The 20,821-nt window shown below is 62.2% G+C and carries 18 protein-coding genes; 14 read left to right on the top strand and 4 right to left on the bottom strand.

All coding sequences use genetic code 11. The annotated features are described in order from the left end of the window. The first annotated feature begins 6 nt into the window (after nt 1–6). Nucleotides 7–1,383, top strand: coding sequence for a DNA repair protein RadA (gene radA, locus CR103_RS04750; protein ID WP_099914853.1), 1,377 nt, complete (start codon nt 7–9; stop codon nt 1,381–1,383). A gap of 342 nt (nt 1,384–1,725) precedes the next feature. On the opposite strand, the gene CR103_RS04755 is transcribed toward radA, so the two are convergent. Together CR103_RS04755 and ppk1 are read right to left on the bottom strand one after the other, a co-directional pair. Beyond that, nucleotides 1,726–2,184 carry a SixA phosphatase family protein gene (locus CR103_RS04755; RefSeq protein WP_099914854.1) on the bottom strand — a complete coding sequence of 153 codons (459 nt, stop codon included), beginning with the start codon at nt 2,182–2,184 and terminating at the stop codon, nt 1,726–1,728. A gap of 20 nt (nt 2,185–2,204) precedes the next feature. Next, nucleotides 2,205–4,286: a polyphosphate kinase 1 gene (ppk1, locus tag CR103_RS04760; protein WP_099914855.1), complete on the bottom strand. Its 2,082-nt coding sequence runs from the start codon at nt 4,284–4,286 to the stop codon at nt 2,205–2,207. A 228-nt stretch (nt 4,287–4,514) separates the two neighbouring features. Here ppk1 and pstS point away from each other — a divergent pair, with 228 nt between their 5' ends. The 7 genes from pstS (at nt 4,515) to phoR (ending at nt 11,096) form a co-directional block, all read left to right on the top strand. Next, nucleotides 4,515–5,558, top strand: a complete 1,044-nt coding sequence (pstS, locus tag CR103_RS04765; protein WP_099914856.1) for a phosphate ABC transporter substrate-binding protein PstS — start codon at nt 4,515–4,517, stop codon at nt 5,556–5,558. Nucleotides 5,559–5,633: 75 nt separating this feature from the next. Continuing rightward, nucleotides 5,634–6,635 (top strand): phosphate ABC transporter permease subunit PstC, encoded by a 1,002-nt coding sequence (pstC, locus tag CR103_RS04770; protein ID WP_370659419.1) that lies wholly within the window; start codon nt 5,634–5,636, stop codon nt 6,633–6,635. Next, the gene (pstA, locus tag CR103_RS04775; RefSeq protein ID WP_099914858.1) at nt 6,632–7,504 is read left to right on the top strand and encodes a phosphate ABC transporter permease PstA; all 873 of its coding nucleotides are present in this window, start codon (nt 6,632–6,634) and stop codon (nt 7,502–7,504) included. Before pstC ends, pstA begins: the two co-directional genes overlap by 4 nt. A gap of 31 nt (nt 7,505–7,535) precedes the next feature. Next, the gene (gene pstB / locus CR103_RS04780; RefSeq protein ID WP_099914859.1) at nt 7,536–8,333 is read left to right on the top strand and encodes a phosphate ABC transporter ATP-binding protein PstB; all 798 of its coding nucleotides are present in this window, start codon (nt 7,536–7,538) and stop codon (nt 8,331–8,333) included. A gap of 47 nt (nt 8,334–8,380) precedes the next feature. After that, nucleotides 8,381–9,076: a phosphate signaling complex protein PhoU gene (gene phoU / locus CR103_RS04785; RefSeq protein WP_099914860.1), complete on the top strand. Its 696-nt coding sequence runs from the start codon at nt 8,381–8,383 to the stop codon at nt 9,074–9,076. A 7-nt stretch (nt 9,077–9,083) separates the two neighbouring features. Beyond that, nucleotides 9,084–9,773: a response regulator gene (locus tag CR103_RS04790; RefSeq protein ID WP_099914861.1), complete on the top strand. Its 690-nt coding sequence runs from the start codon at nt 9,084–9,086 to the stop codon at nt 9,771–9,773. Between the two features lie 33 nt (nt 9,774–9,806). Next, nucleotides 9,807–11,096 carry a phosphate regulon sensor histidine kinase PhoR gene (phoR, locus tag CR103_RS04795; protein WP_099914862.1) on the top strand — a complete coding sequence of 430 codons (1,290 nt, stop codon included), beginning with the start codon at nt 9,807–9,809 and terminating at the stop codon, nt 11,094–11,096. Between the two features lie 249 nt (nt 11,097–11,345). Here the strand turns inward: phoR and CR103_RS04800 are convergent, their stop codons facing one another. After that, complete coding sequence (locus CR103_RS04800; protein ID WP_099914863.1) at nt 11,346–12,857, bottom strand: CYTH and CHAD domain-containing protein; 1,512 nt, start codon at nt 12,855–12,857, stop codon at nt 11,346–11,348. A gap of 312 nt (nt 12,858–13,169) precedes the next feature. On the opposite strand from CR103_RS04800, the gene CR103_RS04805 reads away from it, so the two are divergent. Further along, nucleotides 13,170–14,084, top strand: coding sequence for a patatin-like phospholipase family protein (locus tag CR103_RS04805; protein ID WP_099914864.1), 915 nt, complete (start codon nt 13,170–13,172; stop codon nt 14,082–14,084). A gap of 25 nt (nt 14,085–14,109) precedes the next feature. Beyond that, the gene (locus CR103_RS04810) at nt 14,110–14,517 is read left to right on the top strand and encodes a heme-binding protein (RefSeq protein WP_099914865.1); all 408 of its coding nucleotides are present in this window, start codon (nt 14,110–14,112) and stop codon (nt 14,515–14,517) included. An 81-nt stretch (nt 14,518–14,598) separates the two neighbouring features. On the opposite strand, the gene CR103_RS04815 is transcribed toward CR103_RS04810, so the two are convergent. Then, a complete protein-coding gene (locus tag CR103_RS04815; RefSeq protein ID WP_099914866.1) occupies nt 14,599–15,012 on the bottom strand; it encodes a hypothetical protein in 414 nt (137 codons plus the stop codon). A gap of 287 nt (nt 15,013–15,299) precedes the next feature. On the opposite strand from CR103_RS04815, the gene carA reads away from it, so the two are divergent. From carA to CR103_RS04835, 4 genes are all read left to right on the top strand, one after another. Then, complete coding sequence (gene carA, locus CR103_RS04820; protein WP_099914867.1) at nt 15,300–16,481, top strand: glutamine-hydrolyzing carbamoyl-phosphate synthase small subunit; 1,182 nt, start codon at nt 15,300–15,302, stop codon at nt 16,479–16,481. Then, the gene (gene carB / locus CR103_RS04825; protein WP_099914868.1) at nt 16,481–19,711 is read left to right on the top strand and encodes a carbamoyl-phosphate synthase large subunit; all 3,231 of its coding nucleotides are present in this window, start codon (nt 16,481–16,483) and stop codon (nt 19,709–19,711) included. The genes carA and carB overlap by 1 nt, the downstream gene beginning before the upstream one ends. Nucleotides 19,712–19,843: 132 nt before the next feature. Continuing rightward, nucleotides 19,844–20,323: a transcription elongation factor GreA gene (gene greA, locus CR103_RS04830; RefSeq protein WP_099914869.1), complete on the top strand. Its 480-nt coding sequence runs from the start codon at nt 19,844–19,846 to the stop codon at nt 20,321–20,323. Further along, nucleotides 20,323–20,766 carry a DUF4149 domain-containing protein gene (locus CR103_RS04835; protein WP_099914870.1) on the top strand — a complete coding sequence of 148 codons (444 nt, stop codon included), beginning with the start codon at nt 20,323–20,325 and terminating at the stop codon, nt 20,764–20,766. Before greA ends, CR103_RS04835 begins: the two co-directional genes overlap by 1 nt. Nucleotides 20,767–20,821 lie beyond the last annotated feature (55 nt).

Below are 20,821 nucleotides of genomic sequence, written 5' to 3' on the forward strand. Positions count from 1 at the left end.
AATACCATGGCAAAAGCAAAAACCAACTACACCTGCAGCGAATGTGGCGGCATCAGCAACAAGTGGACCGGCCAGTGCCCGGCCTGCCACGCATGGAACACGCTGGTCGAGACGGTGTTCGAGGCGCCCGGCGTCAACCGCTTGTCGAACCCGGTCCACCGCAGCCTGGCGCAGACCGCGCCGGTGCTGTCGCTGGCCGACATCGAGGCGGTCGACGTGCCGCGCTTCGGCACCGGCATCGAGGAATTCGACCGCGTGCTGGGCGGCGGCCTGGTGGCCGGCGGCGTGGTCCTGATCGGCGGCGACCCGGGCATCGGCAAGTCGACCCTGCTGCTGCAGGCGCTGGCCAACATCTCCCACCGCAAGAAAACCCTGTACGTCAGCGGCGAGGAATCGGGCGCCCAGATCGCCATGCGGGCGCGGCGCCTCGACATCGACGCCGTCGAGCTGAAGCTGCAGGCTGAAATCCAGCTCGAAAAAATCCTCACCACCCTGGCCGACCTGCGCCCGGAAGTGGCGGTGATCGATTCGATCCAGACCGTCTATTCGGACGCGCTCACTTCGGCGCCGGGCTCGGTGGCGCAGGTGCGCGAGTGCGCCGCCCAGCTGACGCGCGTGGCCAAGCAGACCGGCATCACCATCATCCTGGTCGGCCACGTGACGAAAGAAGGCGCGCTGGCAGGCCCCCGCGTGCTCGAGCACATCGTCGACACCGTGCTGTACTTCGAGGGCGACACCCAGTCGAGCTTCCGGCTGGTGCGGGCGATCAAGAACCGCTTCGGCGCCGTCAACGAACTGGGCGTGTTCGCGATGACCGAAAAAGGGCTCAAGGGCGTGTCGAACCCGTCGGCCCTGTTCCTGTCGAGCCATGACAACCAGGTGCCCGGCTCATGCGTGATGGTGACGCAGGAGGGCACCCGGCCGCTGCTGGTCGAGATCCAGGCGCTGGTCGACACCAGCCACCTGCCGAACGCGCGCCGGCTGTCGGTCGGCCTGGAGCAGAACCGGCTGGCGATGCTGCTGGCAGTGCTGCACCGCCATGCCGGCATTGCCGCCTTCGACCAGGACGTCTTCATCAACGCGGTCGGCGGGGTCAAGATCACCGAGCCGGCGGCCGACCTGGCGGTGCTGCTGGCGATCAATTCGTCGATGCGCAACAAGGCGCTGCCGCGCGGGCTGGTGGTGTTCGGCGAAGTTGGCCTGGCCGGTGAGATCCGCCCGGCGCCGCGCGGCCAGGAACGGCTGCGCGAGGCGGCCAAGCTGGGCTTTTCGATCGCCATGATCCCGAAGGCGAACGCGCCCAAGCAGAAAATCGAAGGCATGACGATCATCGCCGTCGAGCGCATCGACGACGCTTTCAACAAGCTGCGCGAACTCGATTGATCAATGGCGTGGACCGGGCAGGTTCAATGAACGGTGGCGCCATGACGGTGCTGGCGAAATTTCTGCGCTGAGCGGGAAAAAAGGACTTCATCCAATAAAAACGGCGCCCGAGGCGCCGTCATGCCGCATGCCGCGTGCTGCCGTTACTCGTGATACCGGTCGTGGAGCTTGCGAGATCCCCCGCGCACTCCGTCAACGAGCTCACCTGCCACCAATCCGACCAGGCCGATCAGGATGGCTAACACCACAATGTCGAACATTGAATTGTTCCTCCCTCAGTAAACATCACCTGAAAATTAGCACGCGGCGAGGTTTTTGCAAGGAAGCTGAGGCAGGGTTTTTTTATTTCACAATCAGCTCGGGCGTGATCACCGCCTTCAGGTAGAGGCTGTCCGGGTCCTGGGCTTCGCGCTGTACGAACCACCACACGGCGGCCTTTTTGATCTCCCAGTCGTGCGCCTTGCCGGTCAGCAGCAGCGCGGCGACCTGGCCAAGGGTCGGCTGGTGGCCGACGACCAGCACTGTCTCCTTCGCGTTCGGCCAGTTCACCGTGCGCAGGATATCGAGCGGCCCGGCGCCGGGCGCCAGCTGCGGCGCGACCCAATACTTGCGCCCGATCGGCTCGACCGTCTGGATCGTGCGCCGGGCAGGGCTGACGAAAATTTTGCACCCATCGGGCAACTGGGTGCCCAGCCATTCGGCCATCTTGCGCGCCTGCTTGTGGCCTTTCGCGGTCAAGGCCCGTTGCAAGTCCGGTTCGCTGTCCTCCGCTTCGGCGTGCCGCCACAAGATCAGGTCCATGCAATTGCCTCCGTTGTCGCCTAGCTGATGCCGTTGGTCGACCCGAGCAGTTCCATCAGATGGCGCTGGGCCGAAAATTCAGTTTGCTTGCCACGCGCCTTGTGCCTGTGATACTGGCCGTCGGCGCTCAGTTCCCAGGAGTTCGAGTTATCTTTGAGGTAGGGGTTCAATCCTTCGGCAATGACCCGCTTCTTGAGCACCTTGTCGAGCACCGGAAAGGCCACTTCGACGCGGCGAAACAGGTTGCGCGTCATCCAGTCGGCGCTGGCGAGGTAGACGTCGTGGGCCAGCTCGTTGCGGAAGTAGTAGATCCGGCTGTGCTCGAGAAAGCGGCCGATCACCGAGCGCACCCGGATGTTTTCGGACAGCCCCGGCACGCCCGGTTTCAGGGTGCAGGCGCCGCGCACGATCAAATCGATCTTGACACCGTCGCTGGAGGCGGCGTACAGCGCGCGGATCACCGATTCGTCCACCAGTGCGTTGATCTTGACGATGATGCGTCCCGGCCGGCCGGATCTGGCGATGCGCGCCTCGTTGCGGATCGCCTTGATGATCTCGTTTTGCAGCGCGAACGGCGCCAGCCACAAGTGGTTCAGCTTGTGCGGTTTGGTCAGGCTGGTCAGGTGGATGAAGACTTCATTGACGTCGCTGCCGATGGCCTGGTTGCTTGTGAGCAGGCCGAAGTCGGTGTACAGGCGGGTCGTCGTCAGGTGGTAGTTGCCGGTGCCGAGGTGGGCGTAGTAATGCAGGCCGTCGACCTCGCGCCGGATCACCAGCGCCAGCTTGGCGTGGGTCTTGAGGCCGACTATGCCATACACCACCTGGGCGCCGGCCTGCTCCAGCTTGTCGGCCCAGTTGATGTTCGCTTCCTCGTCGAAGCGCGCCATCAGTTCGACGATCACCGTCACTTCCTTGCCCGAGCGCGCCGCTGTGATCAACGCTTCCATCAAGCCCGAATTCATGCCGGTGCGGTAGATGGTCTGCTTGATCGCCACCACCTGCGGGTCGGACGCGGCCACGCAGATGAAATCGATCACGGTCTGGAACGACTGGAACGGATGGTGCAGCAGGATGTCGTGCTTGTGCATCTGCTCGAAGATGCCCAGGTTGGCGGTTTTTGCCGGCATGCCGGCGATGAACGGCTCGAAACGCAGCGGCGGCTGCTGGACTTCGTCGATCAGTTCGGCCAGGCGCACCAGGTTGACCGGCCCGTCGACCGCGTATAGCCGGTTTGGGGCCAGGCTGAACTGGTCGAGCAAAAACTGCGACAGCTCGGGCGGGCAATTTTTCGCCACTTCGAGCCGCACCGAGGTGCCGAACTGGCGTCCCTGCAATTCGCCCTTGAGCGCCTGGCGCAGGTTCTTCACTTCATCCTCGTCGACCCACAGGTCGCTGTCGCGCGTCACCCGGAACTGTGAATAGGCGATCACGTCGCGCCCGGTGAACATGTCTTCGATATGGGCGTGGATCACCGACGACAGCAGGCAGAACGAGGTGCCGCCTCCCTTGCTCAGCTCGTTGGGAAGACGGATCACGCGCGGCAGCACGCGCGGCGCCTTGACGATGGCGATCGCGGTGCCGCGCCCGAACGCATCCTTGCCCGACAGCGACACGATGAAATTAAGGCTCTTGTTGATCACCTGCGGGAACGGGTGGGCCGGGTCGAGTCCGATCGGTGTGAGCAGCGGGCGCACCGCGCTTTCGAAATACGCCTTGACCCAGGCGCGCTGGGCCTCGTTGCGGTCGTTGTGGCGCACCAGGTGCACGCCGCGGGCGCGCAACTGCGGCAGCACTTCGGTGTTGAGAATGGCGTACTGCTGCATGACCAGCGCATGGCATTCGCCGCTGATGCGCTCCAGCGTGGCGTCGAGCGCCGGATCGTTGTTCAGCGCGCCCTGGGCCAGCAGGCTGGCGACCCGCACCTCGAAGAATTCATCGAGGTTGTTGCTGACGATGCACAGGTAGCGCAAGCGCTCGAGCAGCGGGATGCGCTTGTCCTCGGCCTGCGCCAGCACGCGCCGGTTAAACATCAGCTGGGACAGTTCACGGTCCAGGAAAACGGCAGCCTTAGGCGATTCCGCGTTCAACGCAACAGTTTTCATTGTCATTCAGAGATTGAAAGTTGTTATCATAATACGCGCTCATTCTATTTGGAAAATATGACATCGGCGTGACACTACTTTGCAATCTGCCATACGCAACCGGTTCGCTTGGAGTATTATGCTCCGCAATTTGCAACCACTTTTCAAATGTCGTTGATGTCATAAACGTGTCACATTTGGCGGATAGACTGCGCAGCATTGACACCTCACCACTTTTAAGGACTCGATATGCGCATCAAACAACTGCTGGCCTCGATGATCATCGGTAGCTCCGCCATCCTGACAACGACCGGCGCAATGGCGGCCGACATGACCGGCGCGGGCGCAACGTTTCCCTACCCGATTTACGCCAAGTGGGCCGAGATGTACAAGAAAACCACCGGCAACGGCCTGAATTACCAGTCGGTCGGTTCGGGCGCCGGCATCAAGCAGATCAAGGCCAAAACCGTCGATTTCGGCGCCTCCGACATGCCGTTGAAAGCCGAAGAGCTGGCCGCCGACGGCCTGGTGCAGTTCCCGGCAATCATGGGTGGCGTGGTGTTGGTGGTCAACATGCCGGGCCTTACCCCTGGTCAGATGAAGTTGACGGGTCCTGTCGTCGCCGACATCTACCTCGGCAAGATCACCAAGTGGAACGATCCCCAGATCGCCGCGCTGAACCCGGGCGTCAAGCTGTCCGACGATGAAATTACCGTTGTCCACCGCGCCGACGGCTCCGGCACGTCGTTCCTGTTCACCGATTACCTGTCGAAGACGAGTGCTGACTTCAAGGCCAAGATCGGCGCCGGCACTGCCGTCAAGTGGGTGCTTGGCGTTGGCGGCAAGGGCAACGAGGGCGTCGCCGCCAACGTCCAGCGCATCAAGGGCGCGATCGGCTACGTCGAGTGGGCCTTCGCCAAGAAGAACAAGATGGCGCACGCCCAGCTGAAAAACCGCGACGGCGTGTTCGTCCAGCCGGACGACGAGACCTTCAAGGCCGCCGCCGCCAACGCCGACTGGGCCAAGACCCCCGGTTTCGGCGTGGTGCTGACCGACCAGGCCGGCAAAGCGGCCTGGCCGATCACCGGCGCCTCTTACATCCTGATGCACAAAACCCAGGCGGATGGCGTCAAGGGCAAGGAAGTGCTGAAATTTTTCGAATGGGCTTACAAGAACGGCACCGCCACCGCGGCCGAACTGGACTACGTGCCGATGCCGGCGAACGTCATCAAGTTGGTCGAGGCCGGCTGGAAGGCAGACCTGAAAGACGCCGCCGGCAAGCCGATCTGGTAAGTACCGTATTTCACCTTACTTCACTGTAAAGAACTGTTCATGAGTGCAAACCCACCAGCGGCGATGGCCGACGCGATGGCGCCGAAGTTGTCGCCTGAGTTAACGTCGGAAATCGTCAAGCGCCACGCAGCGATGCATTCCACGATGCGCATGCAGCGCATCCAGGATTTCGTTTTTCACAAGGTGACGATGGGGTTCGCACTATCGGTGCTGCTGGTGTTGGTGGGCATTATCGTCTCGCTGATCATGGGCGCCACGCCGGCCTTCCGCGAATTCGGACCCGGCTTCATCACCAGCGTCGAGTGGGATCCGGTCAACAACGAGTATGGCGCGCTGATCGCCATCACCGGCACCCTGGTCACTTCTTTCATCGCCTTGCTGATCGCCTTCCCGGTCAGCTTCGGCATTGCCTTGTTCCTTACCGAAATCTGCCCGGTCTGGCTGCGCCGGCCGATGGGCACCGCCGTCGAACTGTTGGCCGGCGTGCCGTCGATCATTTACGGCATGTGGGGCCTGTTCGTGTTCGCGCCGATCTTCGCCGATTACGTCCAGCCGGTGCTCAAGGCCACGCTGGGCCACCTGCCGGTCATCGGCAAGCTGTTCTCGGGCCCCATGATGGGCATCGGCGTCCTCACCGCCGGCCTGATCCTGGCGGTGATGATCATCCCGTTCATTTCCTCGGTGATGCGCGACGTGTTCGAAATCGTGCCGCCCGTGCTGAAGGAATCGGCTTACGGCCTCGGCTGCACCAAGTGGGAAGTGGTGCGCAAGATCGTGCTGCCCTACACCAAGACCGGCGTGGTCGGCGGCGTCATGCTGGGCCTTGGACGCGCACTCGGCGAAACCATGGCAGTGACCTTTGTCATCGGCAACGCCAATACCTTGTCGTGGTCGCTATTCTCGGCGGGAAATTCGATTTCCTCGACCTTGGCCAACGAATTCGCCGAAGCCGCCCACCCGCTGCACCAGTCGGCGCTGTTCGCGCTGGCGCTGATCCTGTTCGCGATCACTTTTATTGTATTGTCCGCCGCCAAGCTAATGCTGGCCGGAATGTCCCGCAAGGAGGGTGTCAAATGAGCGCGCATCCACGCAACCCGGCACGCAATCCGGTTTATCTCAAGCGCCTGCGCAGCCACCGCATCGGCATTGCGCTGTCGGTGCTGGCGATGTCGATCGGCCTGGCCGTGCTGTCCTGGATCCTGTGGACCTTGCTGGACAAGGGCTTTGGCGGCCTGTCGGCGGCGATTTTCACCCAGGATACGCCGGCGCCCGGCAGCGATGGCGGCGGCTTGCGCAACGCCATCGTCGGCAGCCTGATGATGGTCGGGTTGTCGACTGCCATCAGTACCCCGATCGGTATCCTGGCCGGCGTCTACTTGGCCGAATACGGCGCGAGCAACAAGTTTGCCCAAGTCACCCGCTTCGTCACCGACATCATGCTATCGGCGCCGTCGATCGTCATCGGCCTGTTCGTCTATGCTTTGTACGTCGCCAATGTCAACCATTTTTCCGGTTGGGCCGGCACCATCGCATTGTCGCTGATCGCCGTGCCGGTGGTGGTGCGCACCACCGACAACATGCTGCGCCTGGTGCCCAACAGCCTGCTCGAAGCGGCGTTCGCGCTGGGCGCCCCGCGCTGGAAAGTGGCGACCCTGGTGCGCCTGCGCGCGGTCAAAGCCGGCGTCATCACCGGCGTGCTGCTGTCGCTGGCCCGCATTGCGGGCGAGACCGCGCCACTGCTGTTTACCGCGCTCAACAATCCGTTCTTTAGTACCAACATGAATGCGCCGCTGGGCAACCTGCCGGTGGTGATCTACAATTTTGCCATGAGCCCGTACGACAACTGGCGCGACCTGGCCTGGGGCGGCGCCCTGATCGTCACCTTCAGCGTCTTGCTGCTCAATATTCTGTCGCGCACCGTGTTCAGCCAGAAAACGCCAAATTAAGCCGACCGCACGAAAGCTCGAAAGCCATCTTATGCCATTGCCAATGCCAAGCCCGATTCCAACCGTGAGCGCGCGCGCCAAGACCATTGAAATTACGAAGCTGGATTTTTTCTACGGAAAAACCCAGAGCCTGATGAATGTCAACCTCGACATCCACGAAAAGCAGGTTACGGCCTTCATCGGCCCTTCCGGCTGCGGCAAATCGACCCTGCTGCGCACCTTGAACCGGATGTACGATCTCTATCCCGGCCAGCGGGCCGAAGGCTCGATCATGTACCGCGGCCAGAACATCCTCGATCCCGGCCAGGACGTCAACATGCTGCGCGCCAAGGTCGGCATGGTGTTCCAGAAACCGACCCCGTTCCCGATGTCGGTGTACGACAACATCGCCTTTGGCATCAGGCTGTACGAGAACCTGTCGAAAGGGGAGATGGACGAACGGGTCGAGTGGGCCTTGAAGAAGGCGGCGCTGTGGGGCGAGGTCAAGGACAAGCTGGGCAAGAGCGGACTGTCGCTGTCGGGCGGCCAGCAGCAGCGCCTGTGCATCGCGCGCTGCGTGGCGGTCAAGCCGGACGTGCTGCTGTTAGACGAGCCGACTTCGGCGCTCGACCCGATCTCGACGGCCAAGGTGGAAGAGCTGATCAGCGAGCTGAAGCAGGATTACACGATCACCATCGTCACCCACAACATGCAGCAGGCAGCGCGTTGTTCGGATTACACTGCGTACATGTACCTGGGCGAACTGGTTGAATTCGGCGAAACCGACCAGATTTTCATGAATCCCGCGCGCAAAGAAACGCAGGACTATATTACCGGCCGCTTTGGCTGATCCTGGCTGATCCAGGTTGTACCAGACATAACAAGACGGAGAGCAGCATGATAGGCGAGCATTCATCCAAACAATACGACCACGATCTTGAGGCGATCCGCTCCAAGGTGCTGCTGATGGGCGGCATCGTCGAGACCCAGTTCACCGATGCGATGACCTGTTTCCGGGTCGGCAACGTCGAGGCCGCCGAGCGCGTGATCGCCGAAGACGACGCCGTCAACCAGCTCGAAGTGTCGCTCGACGACGCCTGCAGCCACCTGATCGTGCGGCGTCAGCCGACCGCCAACGACTTGCGTACCGTGATGGCCACCATCAAGGTAATCACCGACCTCGAGCGCATCGGCGACGAGGCCGCCAAGATCGCGCGCATGTCGAAGAGCCTGCACTCGCGCGGCATGGTGACGGTCAACCATTTCGAGACGGTGCGCACCATCGCCGGCGAGACGTCCGACATGCTTCACGACGCCCTCGATGCGTTCGCCCGTCTCGACGGCAAGCAGGCACTGGCGCTGATTGCGCGCGACGCCATCATCGACCGCGAATTTGGTTTCATCATGCGCAACCTGATCACCTTCATGATGGAAGACCCGCGCACCATCTCGGCGGCGCTCGACACCTTGTGGGTGGCAAAAGCGATCGAACGGATCGGCGACCATGCCAAGAACATCGCCGAATACGTCATCTACGTCGTCGAAGGCAAGGACATTCGGCATACCCGTCCGTCAGCGCCAGCAGTTCAGTAGGGCACCGATGGCGACCGAGAAAATCACCGTCCTGATCGTCGAAGACGAGCCGGCCATCATCGAGCTGATTAATTTTTCGCTGCGCGAAGCGGCCTGGCAAGTGGCCTCGGTGCAAAGCGCGGCCGAGGCCTGGGAATTTCTTGGCCGGCGCGCGCCGCAACTGATCCTGCTCGACTGGATGCTGCCCGACCAGACCGGGCTGCGCCTGCTGGCGCGCATCCGCGCCGACCGCAATTTCCAGGCGATCCCGGTCATCATGCTGACTGCCAAGAGCATGGAAGAAGACAAGATCGCCGGCTTGAACCACGGCGCCGACGACTACGTCACCAAGCCGTTTTCGCCGCGCGAACTGCTGGCGCGCGCCAGGGCGCTGTTACGGCGCAATAACCCGGACCTGGCCGAGGCGGCGCTGACCGCCGGCGCGGTGGTGCTCGATCCGGCCAGCAACAGCGTCGCCATCGACGGCCAGCGCATCGACATCGGCCACGCCGAATTCAAGCTGCTCAAGTTCCTGATGGCGCATCCGGAGCGGGTGTTTTCGCGCAGCCAACTGCTCGACAAGGTATGGGGCAATCACGCCGTCATCGAAGAGCGTACCGTCGACGTTCACGTGCTGCGCCTGCGCAAGGCGCTCAAGCAGGCGGAAGGGCTAATCAAGACCGTGCGCAGCGTTGGGTATATGCTGTCGGAAAAATAGAACAGAAATACAACGCCGAAACCGTCTCCGACAATGAATCCCAAACTGCTGTTCTGGATCCCGGCGCTGTTGCGCCTGGCCTTCCTGTTCGTCACCGCCGCCGTTTGCTGGTGGATCTCGGGCCCGATCGCCGGCCTGGCCGTCGCCCTGCTGCTGGTGCTCGGCCAGCTGTACCTGCAACTGTCTTACCTGAGCCAGTTGAGCACCTGGCTGGACGACTTGCAAAATGCCAAGCTGCCGGACGGGTGGGGCGCCTGGACTGACGTGTTTTCGCGGCTGTACCGGCTGCGCCGCGACGACGAACGCAGCAAGGGCGAGCTGACCGAGTGGCTGGCGCGTTTTCGCCAGGCCATGCACTTGCTGCCGGACGGCGTCGCCATCATGGACGACGTTTTGTTCCTCGAGTGGTGCAACCCGGCTGCCGAACGCCACCTCGGCCTCACGCTCGAGCGCGACCACGGCATGCGCGTCACCAACCTGGTGCGCCATCCTGACTTCATCGACTACATCATTCTCGGCCGTTACGAAAAACCGCTGACGTTGCGACTGCGCGACCGCAAGCTGATCTGCCAGATCATCCCGTTCGAGAACCGGCGCCAGATCCTGGTCACCCACGACGCCACCGAGAGCGCGCGAATCGAAGAGATGCGGCGCGACTTCATCGCCAACGCTTCGCACGAACTGCGCACGCCGCTCACCGTCATTGTCGGCTTCCTCGAAATCGCCTCCAGCACGCCCGACCTCGACCCGGTCAGCCGCCAGGCCCACCTGTCCTTGATGACCGAGCAGGGGCGCCGCATGCAGCGCCTGATCGAGGACATGCTGACGTTGTCGCGGCTCGAATCGGTCGATTACCCGCTGCGCCCCGAACCGGTACGGGTCGCCGCGCTGGTCGAGGAAGTGCTGCAGGAGGCGCGCGCCTTGTCGGGCGGACGGCACAGCGTCACCGCCAGCGTCGACGGGCCCGATATCGTGGGCAGCCTTGAAGAATTGCGCAGCGCCTTCGGCAACCTGGCGTCGAACGCGGTGCGCTACACGCCGTCCGGCGGCACGGTTCACATCGGCTGGCAGGGCGGGGACGGTAAATCGACCGGACCGCAGTTCGTCGTCAGCGACACCGGCATCGGCATCGACCAGCATCACATCGCGCGCCTGACCGAACGCTTCTACCGCGTCGACAAGAGCCGCTCGCGCGAGACCCAGGGTACCGGGCTGGGCCTGGCCATCGTCAAGCACGTACTGCTGCGCCACCGTGCCACGCTGACCATCACGTCCGAGGCAGGCAAGGGCAGCAGTTTTATCGTGACCTTTCCGGGGCCGTGATCGGCGACAGGGCCGCGAGCGCACCTATTGAACCGGGAGTCTTTCATGCGGATGTGTCACCCGGCCAACACCCGCCGGCTGACTTCATGGCTGACACCCCGGGAGGATAAAAATTCCAGCGCGCCGATGGTACCAATGGCCGCCCGAATGCGAAGTGCTCGCCTGATGACGTCGCGATGTGCGCAACCGCAGGGGTTTTCCCTGCTCACAGCGCGCCGGTCTTGATGCGACTGATACATATGCACCCCTTTACTTGTCAATCGGCGTTTTCAACCGGCGCGCTACGCGCAACGATTTTGTCAAGTGCGGAATGCTCGCCTCGGCAGCCGCGTTGAGATAGCCCAGCGCGAACGGCGCCGCCCTTGACGCGCCGCTCCCTTCCAGCTCCGACAGCAGCCGGCTCGCCACTTCCATATCGTTCAGCGTGCCGAGCTGGTCCTGCAGGCCAGACAGGCTTGATACATACTGCTTCACTTGCCCGCGCGGCAGCAGGCTTGAGAAAAATTCAACCGCATAGCGCGCTTTCTTGGCGGCGATGCGTATGCGATGCCGCCCGGCCGCATCGGCCTGGTCGAGGGTGTCGATGCGCTTGCGAAGCCGCCGCTGTGCCTTGTGCAGCAAGGGCGTCATGGCGTCGCTGGCGCGACTGGCGAGTGGCGAATTTTCGGCGAAGTTGGTGACCCTGCGCCAGTGGCGCCCGCGCAGCCATCCGTTCAGTTGCAACACTACCTGGGTGTAGCGTGGATCGCGTAGCGAAACCAGCAGCGCCTGGTGGAGATCGCGTGCCTTTGCCTCCGCCAGTTCCCGCAGTTCGCCGGAATCGAAGTTGGTAATGCTGCCCAGCGTTGAATCGGCCAGTACGTCCCAGTCCCTGGTTGCCCCGAGTTCTCCGGCCAGCCAATCGACCCCTTCGCGCACCTGGGACGGCAAGGGCGCCAACTCGCTGAACATATCGAGTAGCGCGCGCAAGCGGCGCAGGCCGACCCGCATCTGATGCAGGCTTTCCACGCTTTGCATGAGCACGCCTGGGACGTTCGCCTCCATTTGTTGCAGGCAGTTCAGCCCGATGCACTGAAATGCGTCTTCGAGGGTCATTTTGCGCATTAAACGCACGGGGATCGCCTTGACAGGCTCCGGCGCTTGCTTTTCGAGCAGGGCATAGCCGCGCGCCGCCTTGCTGTCGTTGGCAATCTGCAGCGGAATGTCCTCGTGCAAGGCCAGTGCAAGCTCGAACAACTGGGTCGGGTTGCCTTTTTTTAGCTCAAGCTCCAACTCGCCGATGGCGACAGTCTGGCCCTTGCAATCGATTTTTCCGGTATCCAGCGCACACTCGACGAGCTGTCCGTCAGGCAGCTCCAGGTTCCAGATCGTGCGCCGCGTCGCGTTTTTGAACACCGGACGAAGCGCTTTCGACACGCTTGCCGCACGGAGCAGCCTGGCGATCTTTTCCGATTTTATTTGGCGGGCGATTTCTACCGGCTGAGGCTGTCCTGAGGGCAAGGACGATTCCCACTCGTCGCGCTCGTGAAGTGTTGCAGAGCTGGCGGAAGCGGTTTTCACTTTCTGGATCCAGGTGTGTCCTTCCTCCCGGACACGCAGGCTTACCCCGTTGCGCCACAGTTCCAATTTCGGCGTGTCGTAGTAGGTGTCGGTCAAGCGGTGCTCAGTTGGAACCGCGCGCGCGTGGTCGAGCAGCAGTGGATGTTGGCGTATGCGCGACAGGTCGGGCTGGGCAATGCTGAGCTTTAGTTCAGTTTCCATACTTATCCTTTTGTTTTGAATGCATGAGAACGCGCGTTGTCGCGCTTGGAGTTGTCGACAGTAAAGTCGATGGCAGCGAGCGTGTTTTTCCGTCAAGGAGGCATTAACTATATCGCACTGGGCCGTTGGCACTGGTTCGATTCCGGCGGACAAACGGCGCTAAGCTGACCTACCTTTACTGCTTATCTCTGGCAAGGCAGGGACGCCCAAGCACCGTATTTGCGCGCATATTTAGTAATAAGGCTTCCATTGTTTCGCTCGCTGCCTTCGAACAAGTTACAATCGCAGCCTCATCGATATTCACACCGACCCATGTATTTACGACGCATTTCCCTCATCGCATTCGGCGCCTTGCTGCTGGCCGGCTGCCGCGGCAGCGCGCCGGTGCTACCAAACGGGCCGCTTGCCGCAACTGCGGCCGTCGCCGCGCCGGCGCGCAAAATCAAGATCGGCCTGGCGCTCGGCGGCGGCGCCGCGCGCGGCTTCGCCCACATCGGCGTGATCAAGGCGCTCGAGGCGCAAGGGATTTATCCGGACATCGTGGTCGGCACCAGCGCCGGCAGCGTGGTCGGCGCGCTGTACGCGGCCGGCAACAACGGCTTCGCGCTGCAGCGGGTTGCAATGGACATGGACGAAGCCACCATCTCTGACTGGGCGCTGCCGCTGTTTGGCAAGGTGTCCGGCGTGCTCAAGGGCGAGGCGCTGCAGAATTACGTCAACAAGGCAGTGCGCAACGTGCCGATCGAAAAGCTGAAGATTGCGTTCGGCGCCGTTGCGACCGATCTCAACAGCGGCCAGCCGATTCTTTTCCAGCGCGGCAATACCGGCCAGGCAGTACGGGCGTCGTCGTCGGTGCCGGGCGTGTTTCAGCCGGTGAGGATCGGCACCCATACCTACGTCGACGGCGGCTTGGTGGCGCCGGTGCCGGTACGCTTCGCGCGCGAAATGGGCGCCGATTTCATCATCGCGGTAAATATTTCGACGCAGACCGATGCGCAGGCCACGCTCAGCTCGCTCGAAGTGCTGATGCAGACCTTCAGCATCATGGGCCAGCGCCTGAACCATTACGAACTCAAGGACGCCGACGTGGTCATCGCCCCAAGTCTGGCGACAATGGGCTCCAACGACTTCAACGGCCGCAACCTGGCGATCCTGGCGGGCGAGCAGGCCGCGGCAAAGCTTATGCCGCAGCTCAAGGCCAAGCTCAAAACCATGCAACAACCCTAATTTTTAACAATCAAGGAACAACATCATGCAAACCAAACCCATGCTGACGCTGGAAGACGTCAAAAAAATTGCTGCCGCCGCCGAGGCGGAAGCGCTCGCCAACCAATGGGCGGTGGTGATTGCGGTCGTCGACGACGGCGGCCACCTGATGTGGCTGCAGCGCCTCGACGGCGTCGCGCCGATCTCGTCGTACATCGCGCCGGCCAAGGCCAGGACCGCGGCCCTGGGGCGGCGCGAGTCGCGCATCTATGAAGAGATGATCAACAACGGCCGCATGTCCTTCCTGGGCGCGCCGAACCTCGACGGCATGCTCGAAGGCGGCGTGCCGATCATCGTCGACGGCCACGTGGTCGGCGCGGTCGGCGTGTCGGGCGTGAAGTCGGCCGAAGATGCGCAGGTTGCGAGGGCGGGAATTGCGGCGCTGACGATGTAAGTCGTTGGAGGAGGGCGGTGACGCTGCCTGGTAATTCGGTCGCCGCATTCGCTGGCATACTTGCAGCGCATCAAGCACGGATTACCCCCGGATCTCCGCCTGTTCCGGCATCGAGTCGGCGGCACCGCTGCGCTTGAGCCACGCCTCCAGATTCTGCATGTCGCGCACCAGGATTTCGGTGCCTTGAATAAAACCGATGTGTTCGAGGTTGGCGGCGTCGCACACCAGCTTGTTGACGGTTGGCATGCGCTCGACCATTCGGCCATAGGCCTTGAATACCTTGCTCGCCCATGTTGTCAGGCCGGCGTCGCGGAACCGGTTGTTTTCAAAATAAACGGTCAGCGTACCGTCGTGATTGCCGAAGCCGGTGATGCCCGAACCGTTGTTGAAGGCGGCCACTAGCGCTTCGTCGGCTTGCGGGTTCGGCGCGAACAGGGCCGCCCGCCCGCCCGCATCGGGCCGCTCCATCGGGGTGTCTGGTCCAAAGATGGCCATGGTAATCAACTTTCTTCTGAGGTTGGTAAATGCAGGCAATGGTCAATTTGCCGCGATGTATTAACAATGACCGCTTTCGGTCATGGCGTCAGCATTATCCGGGCCAGGCATTGCCGGGCGAGCCTGTTTGCGCTATAATTCGGAGGTTTAGCCATTCACACATATACCGTAGCGACTACCCACTATCCCATCATTCCCCAGACGGCCACCCCGGCATATGCAGCCCGGTGAATTGTGGTCGTCAGTCTGACGTGGCGCAGCTACGGTAACTTTATCAGGAGTTGCCCTTGCCGCCATTTTTTTCTGGCCCTTCCGTTCCAGCCATCCTGGCACTTGCCGACGGAACGATCTTTAAAGGCATTTCGATAGGCGCTGCCGGTCATACGACCGGCGAGGTGGTGTTCAACACCGCCATGACAGGCTATCAGGAAATCCTCACCGACCCCAGTTACGCGCGCCAGATCGTTACGCTGACGTATCCCCACATCGGCAACTACGGCATCAACCTCGAGGACGTCGAGGCGTCGAAGGTGCATGCGGCCGGCCTGATCATTCGCGACCTGCCTTTGATGGCATCGAATTTCCGCTCGACCCAGTCGCTGGCCGACTACCTGAAGGCCGAGAACGTCGTCGCCATCGCCGGCATCGATACCCGCAAGCTGACGCGCTTGCTGCGCGAGAAGGGCGCCCAGAGCGGCGCCATCCTGACCGGCACCCAGGGCATCGAGCCGCTCGCCGCCCAGGCGCTCGAACTGGCGCGCTCGTTTCCTGGCCTGGCCGGCATGGACCTGGCAAAAGTGGTGTCGACCAAGACCGCCTACGAGTGGGCCGAATCGGAGTGGGTGCTGGGCGGGGGCTACGGCAAGCAGGCGGCGCCGAAGTTCCACGTCGTCGCTTTTGATTATGGCGTCAAGCGCAACATCTTGCGCATGCTCGCCCAGCGCGGCTGCAGGATCACCGTGCTGCCGGCCCAGGCCAGCGCGCTGGACGCGCTCGCGCTCAATCCCGACGGCATCTTTTTAGCCAATGGCCCGGGCGACCCGGAGCCATGTGACTACGCCATCGCCGCCACGCGCGAGCTGATCGAGCGCGGCATCCCGACCTTCGGCATCTGCCTCGGCCATCAGATCATGGCGTTAGCTTCCGGCGCCAAGACCATGAAAATGAAATTCGGCCACCACGGCGCCAACCACCCGGTGCAGGACCTCGATTCGAAGAAGGTGATGATCACCTCGCAGAACCACGGTTTCGCCGTCGATGCGGCGACCTTGCCAGGCAATTGCCGCGTGACCCACGTTTCGCTGTTCGACGGTTCGCTGCAGGGTTTTGCGCGCCTTGACAAACCGGCGTTCTGCTTCCAGGGCCACCCTGAAGCCTCGCCCGGGCCGACTGACGTCGCTTACCTGTTTGACCGCTTCATCGATCTGATGCAAGCGGCGGAGAATACCAAAATGCAGGAGAAGAATTAATGCCAAAGCGTAGTGACATCCAAACCATCCTGATCATCGGCGCAGGCCCGATCATCATCGGCCAGGCGGTCGAATTCGATTACTCCGGCGCCCAGGCTTGCAAGGCGCTGCGCGAAGAAGGCTACAAGGTCATCCTCGTCAACAGCAATCCGGCCACCATCATGACCGACCCGGAAACGGCCGACGTCACTTACATCGAGCCGATCACCTGGAAGGTCGTCGAGCGCATCATCGCCAAGGAACGTCCCGACGCCATCCTGCCGACGATGGGCGGCCAGACCGCGCTCAATTGCGCACTCGACCTGCACAACAACGGCGTGTTGGCAAAATACAACGTCGAACTGATCGGCGCTTCGCCGGAAGCGATCGACAAGGCCGAAGACCGCTCCAAGTTCAAGCAGGCGATGACGAAAATCGGCTTGGGTTCGGCGCGTTCGGGCGTCGCCCACAACATGGAAGAATCGTGGGTGGTGCAGCGCGAGATGGGTTTTCCGACCGTCATCCGGCCGTCGTTCACGATGGGCGGCACCGGCGGCGGCATCGCCTACAACGAAGAAGAATTCGAGTCGATCTGCAAGCGCGGCCTGGAAGCGTCGCCGACCACCGAGCTGCTGATCGAAGAATCCCTGATTGGCTGGAAAGAGTACGAGATGGAAGTGGTGCGCGACAGCGCCGACAACTGCATCATCATCTGCTCGATCGAGAACCTCGACCCGATGGGCGTGCACACGGGCGACTCGATCACGGTGGCGCCGGCGCAGACCTTGACGGACAAGGAATACCAGATCATGCGCAACGCCTCGATCGCGGTGCTGCGCGAGATCGGCGTCGACACCGGCGGCTCGAACGTGCAGTTCGCCATCAATCCCGAGGACGGCCGCATGATCGTCATCGAGATGAATCCGCGCGTGTCGCGCTCGTCGGCCCTGGCCTCGAAAGCGACCGGCTTTCCGATCGCCAAAGTGGCGGCCAAGCTGGCGGTCGGCTACACGCTCGACGAATTGCGCAACGAGATCACCGGCGGCGCCACGCCGGCCTCGTTCGAGCCGTCGATCGATTACGTCGTCGTCAAGATCCCGCGCTTCACGTTTGAAAAATTTCCCGCCGCCGACCACCACCTCACCACGCAAATGAAATCGGTGGGCGAGGTGATGGCGATCGGGCGCACCTTCCAGGAGTCGTTCCAGAAGGCGCTGCGCGGCCTGGAGGTAGGCGTCGACGGCCTCAACGAAAAGACGCGCGACCGCGAGAAGATCGAAGAAGAGCTGGGCGAGCCTGGCCCGGACCGCATCTGGTACGTCGGCGACGCGTTTGCCCAGGGTTTTACGCTCGAAGAAGTGCACGCGCTGACCCATATCGATCCGTGGTTCCTGGTGCAGATCAAGGAAATCGTCGACATCGAACTGTGGCTCGACCACCAGAGCCTCGACGCCCTCGACAAGCCGCTGCTCTACAAGCTCAAGCAAAAAGGTTTTTCGGACCGCCGCCTGGCGTTCCTGCTGCACGTGACCGACACCGAAGTGCGCGAACGGCGCCATGCGATGGGCATCCGCCCGGTCTACAAGCGGGTCGACACCTGCGCCGCCGAATTTTCGACCGACACCGCCTACATGTATTCGACCTACGACGAGGAGTGCGAGAGCAATCCGACCGACAGGAAAAAAATCATGGTGCTGGGCGGCGGTCCGAACCGCATCGGCCAGGGCATCGAATTCGACTACTGCTGCGTGCACGCGGCGCTGGCGCTGCGCGAGGACGGCTATGAAACCATCATGGTCAACTGTAATCCCGAGACCGTCTCGACCGACTACGACACGTCCGACCGGCTGTACTTCGAATCGCTGACTTTGGAGGACGTGCTGGAAATCGTCGCCATCGAAAAGCCGGTCGGCGTGATCGTGCAGTATGGCGGCCAGACGCCGTTGAAGCTCGCCCTCGACCTCGAAAAAAACGGCGTGCCGATCATCGGCACTTCGCCCGACATGATCGACGCCGCCGAAGACCGCGAGCGTTTCCAGCAGCTGCTGCACAAACTGGGCCTGCGCCAGCCGCCGAACCGCACCGCGCGCACCGAAGCGGACGCGCTGCGCCTGGCGGTCGAAATCGGCTACCCGCTGGTAGTGCGCCCATCTTACGTATTGGGCGGGCGGGCGATGGAAATCGTCCACGACCAGCGCGACCTCGAGCGCTACATGCGCGACGCCATGAAGGTGTCGCACGATTCGCCGGTGCTGCTCGACCGCTTCCTCAACGACGCCATCGAGTGCGACGTCGACTGCATCTCGGACGGCGAGACCACTTTCATTGGCGGCGTGATGGAGCACATCGAGCAGGCCGGGGTGCACTCGGGCGACTCGGCCTGTTCGCTGCCGCCGTATTCGCTGTCGCCCGACACCATCGATGAAATGAAGCGCCAGACCTCGCTGATGGCCAAGGGCCTGAACGTCATCGGCCTGATGAACGTGCAGTTCGCGATCCAGAAGCAGGAAGTCGACGGCCTCATGGTCGACACCGTATTCGTCCTCGAAGTCAATCCGCGGGCCTCGCGCACGGTGCCGTTCGTGTCGAAAGCGACCGGGCTGCAACTGGCAAAGATCGCCGCCCGCTGCATGGTCGGCCAGACGCTGGCGATGCAGGGCGTGACCAAGGAAGTGATTCCGCCGTTCTTTTCCGTCAAGGAAGCGGTGTTCCCGTTCGTGAAATTCCCGGGCGTCGACACCATCCTCGGGCCGGAAATGAAGTCGACCGGCGAAGTGATGGGCGTCGGCATGACGTTCGGCGAAGCGTTCGTCAAGTCGCAACTGGGTGCCGGCATCAAGCTGCCGAAGTCGGGCAAGGTGTTCCTGTCGGTGAAGGCGTCCGACAAGCCGCGCACGGTGGCAGTTGCCCGCGACCTGGTCCAGCTGGGCTTTTCGCTGGCCGCCACCAAGGGCACGGCGGCGGTGATTGCCGCTGCCGGCATCCCGGTGTCGGCGGTGAACAAGGTGATCGAGGGCCGGCCGCACATCGTCGACATGATCAAGAACCACGAGATCACGATGGTGGTCAACACGGTCGAGGAAAAGCGCAGTGCAATTACCGATTCGCGCGCGATCCGTATTTCGGCGCTGGCCGCGCGCGTGGTAACCTATACCACGATCGCGGGCGCCGAAGCGGCGGTCGAAGGCATGCGCCATCTCGACGAGCTGCGCGTGTATGATTTACAAGGGCTGCATAAAACCTTAAACTAGGGTTAGACTTAGCACTACGCCGTACCTCTTGACCACAGAGTTCGCGCAACCCATACGTTGCGCGCCTCTGTGGTTTTCACTTTTGGTGTAACTATTCACATCGCCTTCAACACAGCACAGAAGCAGGAAACCATGAATTCATCCGTTCCACTGACCAAATACGGCGCCGAACTCCTCAAGGCCGAGCTGCACCAGCTGAAAACCAAGGAACGCCGGATCGTCATCGATGCCATCGCCGAAGCGCGCTCGCACGGCGACCTGTCCGAGAACGCCGAGTACGACGCCGCCAAGGAACGCCAGGCCTTCGTCGAAGGACGCATCGCCGAACTCGAAGGCAAGCTGGGCGCCGCCCAGGTCATCGACCCGGTCACGCTCGACGCCGAAGGACGGGTGGTGTTTGCCGCCACCGTCGACCTCGAAGACCTCGACAACGGCCAGAAAGTGACGTATCAAATTGTCGGCCTCGATGAAGCCGATTTGAAACTCAACAAGGTATCGGTGACCTCGCCGATTGCCCGCGCGCTGATCGGCAAATACGCCGGCGACGTCGTTGAAGTGCAGGCGCCGTCCGGCCCGCGCGAATACGAAATCCTCGAAGTCAAATACATCTGATGCTGGCCACCCGGCTTCGCCTCCTGGTTGCCGCGCTATGGGCCGGCAGCCTGTGGACGATCGGCTATGTAGTGGCGCCAACCTTGTTTCTGAACCTGAACGACAACGTCCAGGCCGGGACCATGGTCGGCTTCCTGCTGCGCAGCCAAGCCTGGCTGTCGATTGGCTGCGCCATCATCTTGTATGCGCTGGTGAAGTTGTCAAAGATCGAGCCGGCGCAAAAGCGCACGCTGAGCCTGATGATCGTGGCGATGCTGGCGTGTGCGCTGGTGATCTACGTCGGCTTGCAGCCGGCGATGGCGAGCCTGAAGGAAGCGGCCGGCGCGGCGGGACTTGGCGGCACGCCGGAAGGGCGCCGGTTCGGCATCCTGCATGGGGTGTCGCAGATGGTGTATCTGGTGGAGAGCGTGCTGGGTGGGGCGTTGTTGGTGAAGATGCGTTAGACTTGAGCCCGTCGCCGGAGTCACATCTTCCGAGCCACGCCACAAAAAGCCAACG

This window comes from Massilia psychrophila, from assembly GCF_002760665.1.
GTDB lineage: Bacteria > Pseudomonadota > Gammaproteobacteria > Burkholderiales > Burkholderiaceae_D > JAFCUW01.

Excerpts from the sequence above, each read along its gene's own strand:
- radA (WP_099914853.1), top strand. The coding sequence starts at position 7 with ATGGCAAAAGCAAAAACCAACTACACCTGCAGCGAATGTGGCGGCATC.
- CR103_RS04755 (WP_099914854.1), bottom strand. The coding sequence starts at position 2,184 with ATGGACCTGATCTTGTGGCGGCACGCCGAAGCGGAGGACAGCGAACCG.
- ppk1 (WP_099914855.1), bottom strand. The coding sequence starts at position 4,286 with ATGAAAACTGTTGCGTTGAACGCGGAATCGCCTAAGGCTGCCGTTTTC.
- pstS (WP_099914856.1), top strand. The coding sequence starts at position 4,515 with ATGCGCATCAAACAACTGCTGGCCTCGATGATCATCGGTAGCTCCGCC.
- pstC (WP_370659419.1), top strand. The coding sequence starts at position 5,634 with ATGGCGCCGAAGTTGTCGCCTGAGTTAACGTCGGAAATCGTCAAGCGC.
- pstA (WP_099914858.1), top strand. The coding sequence starts at position 6,632 with ATGAGCGCGCATCCACGCAACCCGGCACGCAATCCGGTTTATCTCAAG.
- pstB (WP_099914859.1), top strand. The coding sequence starts at position 7,536 with ATGCCATTGCCAATGCCAAGCCCGATTCCAACCGTGAGCGCGCGCGCC.
- phoU (WP_099914860.1), top strand. The coding sequence starts at position 8,381 with ATGATAGGCGAGCATTCATCCAAACAATACGACCACGATCTTGAGGCG.
- CR103_RS04790 (WP_099914861.1), top strand. The coding sequence starts at position 9,084 with ATGGCGACCGAGAAAATCACCGTCCTGATCGTCGAAGACGAGCCGGCC.
- phoR (WP_099914862.1), top strand. The coding sequence starts at position 9,807 with ATGAATCCCAAACTGCTGTTCTGGATCCCGGCGCTGTTGCGCCTGGCC.
- CR103_RS04800 (WP_099914863.1), bottom strand. The coding sequence starts at position 12,857 with ATGGAAACTGAACTAAAGCTCAGCATTGCCCAGCCCGACCTGTCGCGC.
- CR103_RS04805 (WP_099914864.1), top strand. The coding sequence starts at position 13,170 with ATGTATTTACGACGCATTTCCCTCATCGCATTCGGCGCCTTGCTGCTG.
- CR103_RS04810 (WP_099914865.1), top strand. The coding sequence starts at position 14,110 with ATGCAAACCAAACCCATGCTGACGCTGGAAGACGTCAAAAAAATTGCT.
- CR103_RS04815 (WP_099914866.1), bottom strand. The coding sequence starts at position 15,012 with ATGGCCATCTTTGGACCAGACACCCCGATGGAGCGGCCCGATGCGGGC.
- carB (WP_099914868.1), top strand. The coding sequence starts at position 16,481 with ATGCCAAAGCGTAGTGACATCCAAACCATCCTGATCATCGGCGCAGGC.
- greA (WP_099914869.1), top strand. The coding sequence starts at position 19,844 with ATGAATTCATCCGTTCCACTGACCAAATACGGCGCCGAACTCCTCAAG.
- CR103_RS04835 (WP_099914870.1), top strand. The coding sequence starts at position 20,323 with ATGCTGGCCACCCGGCTTCGCCTCCTGGTTGCCGCGCTATGGGCCGGC.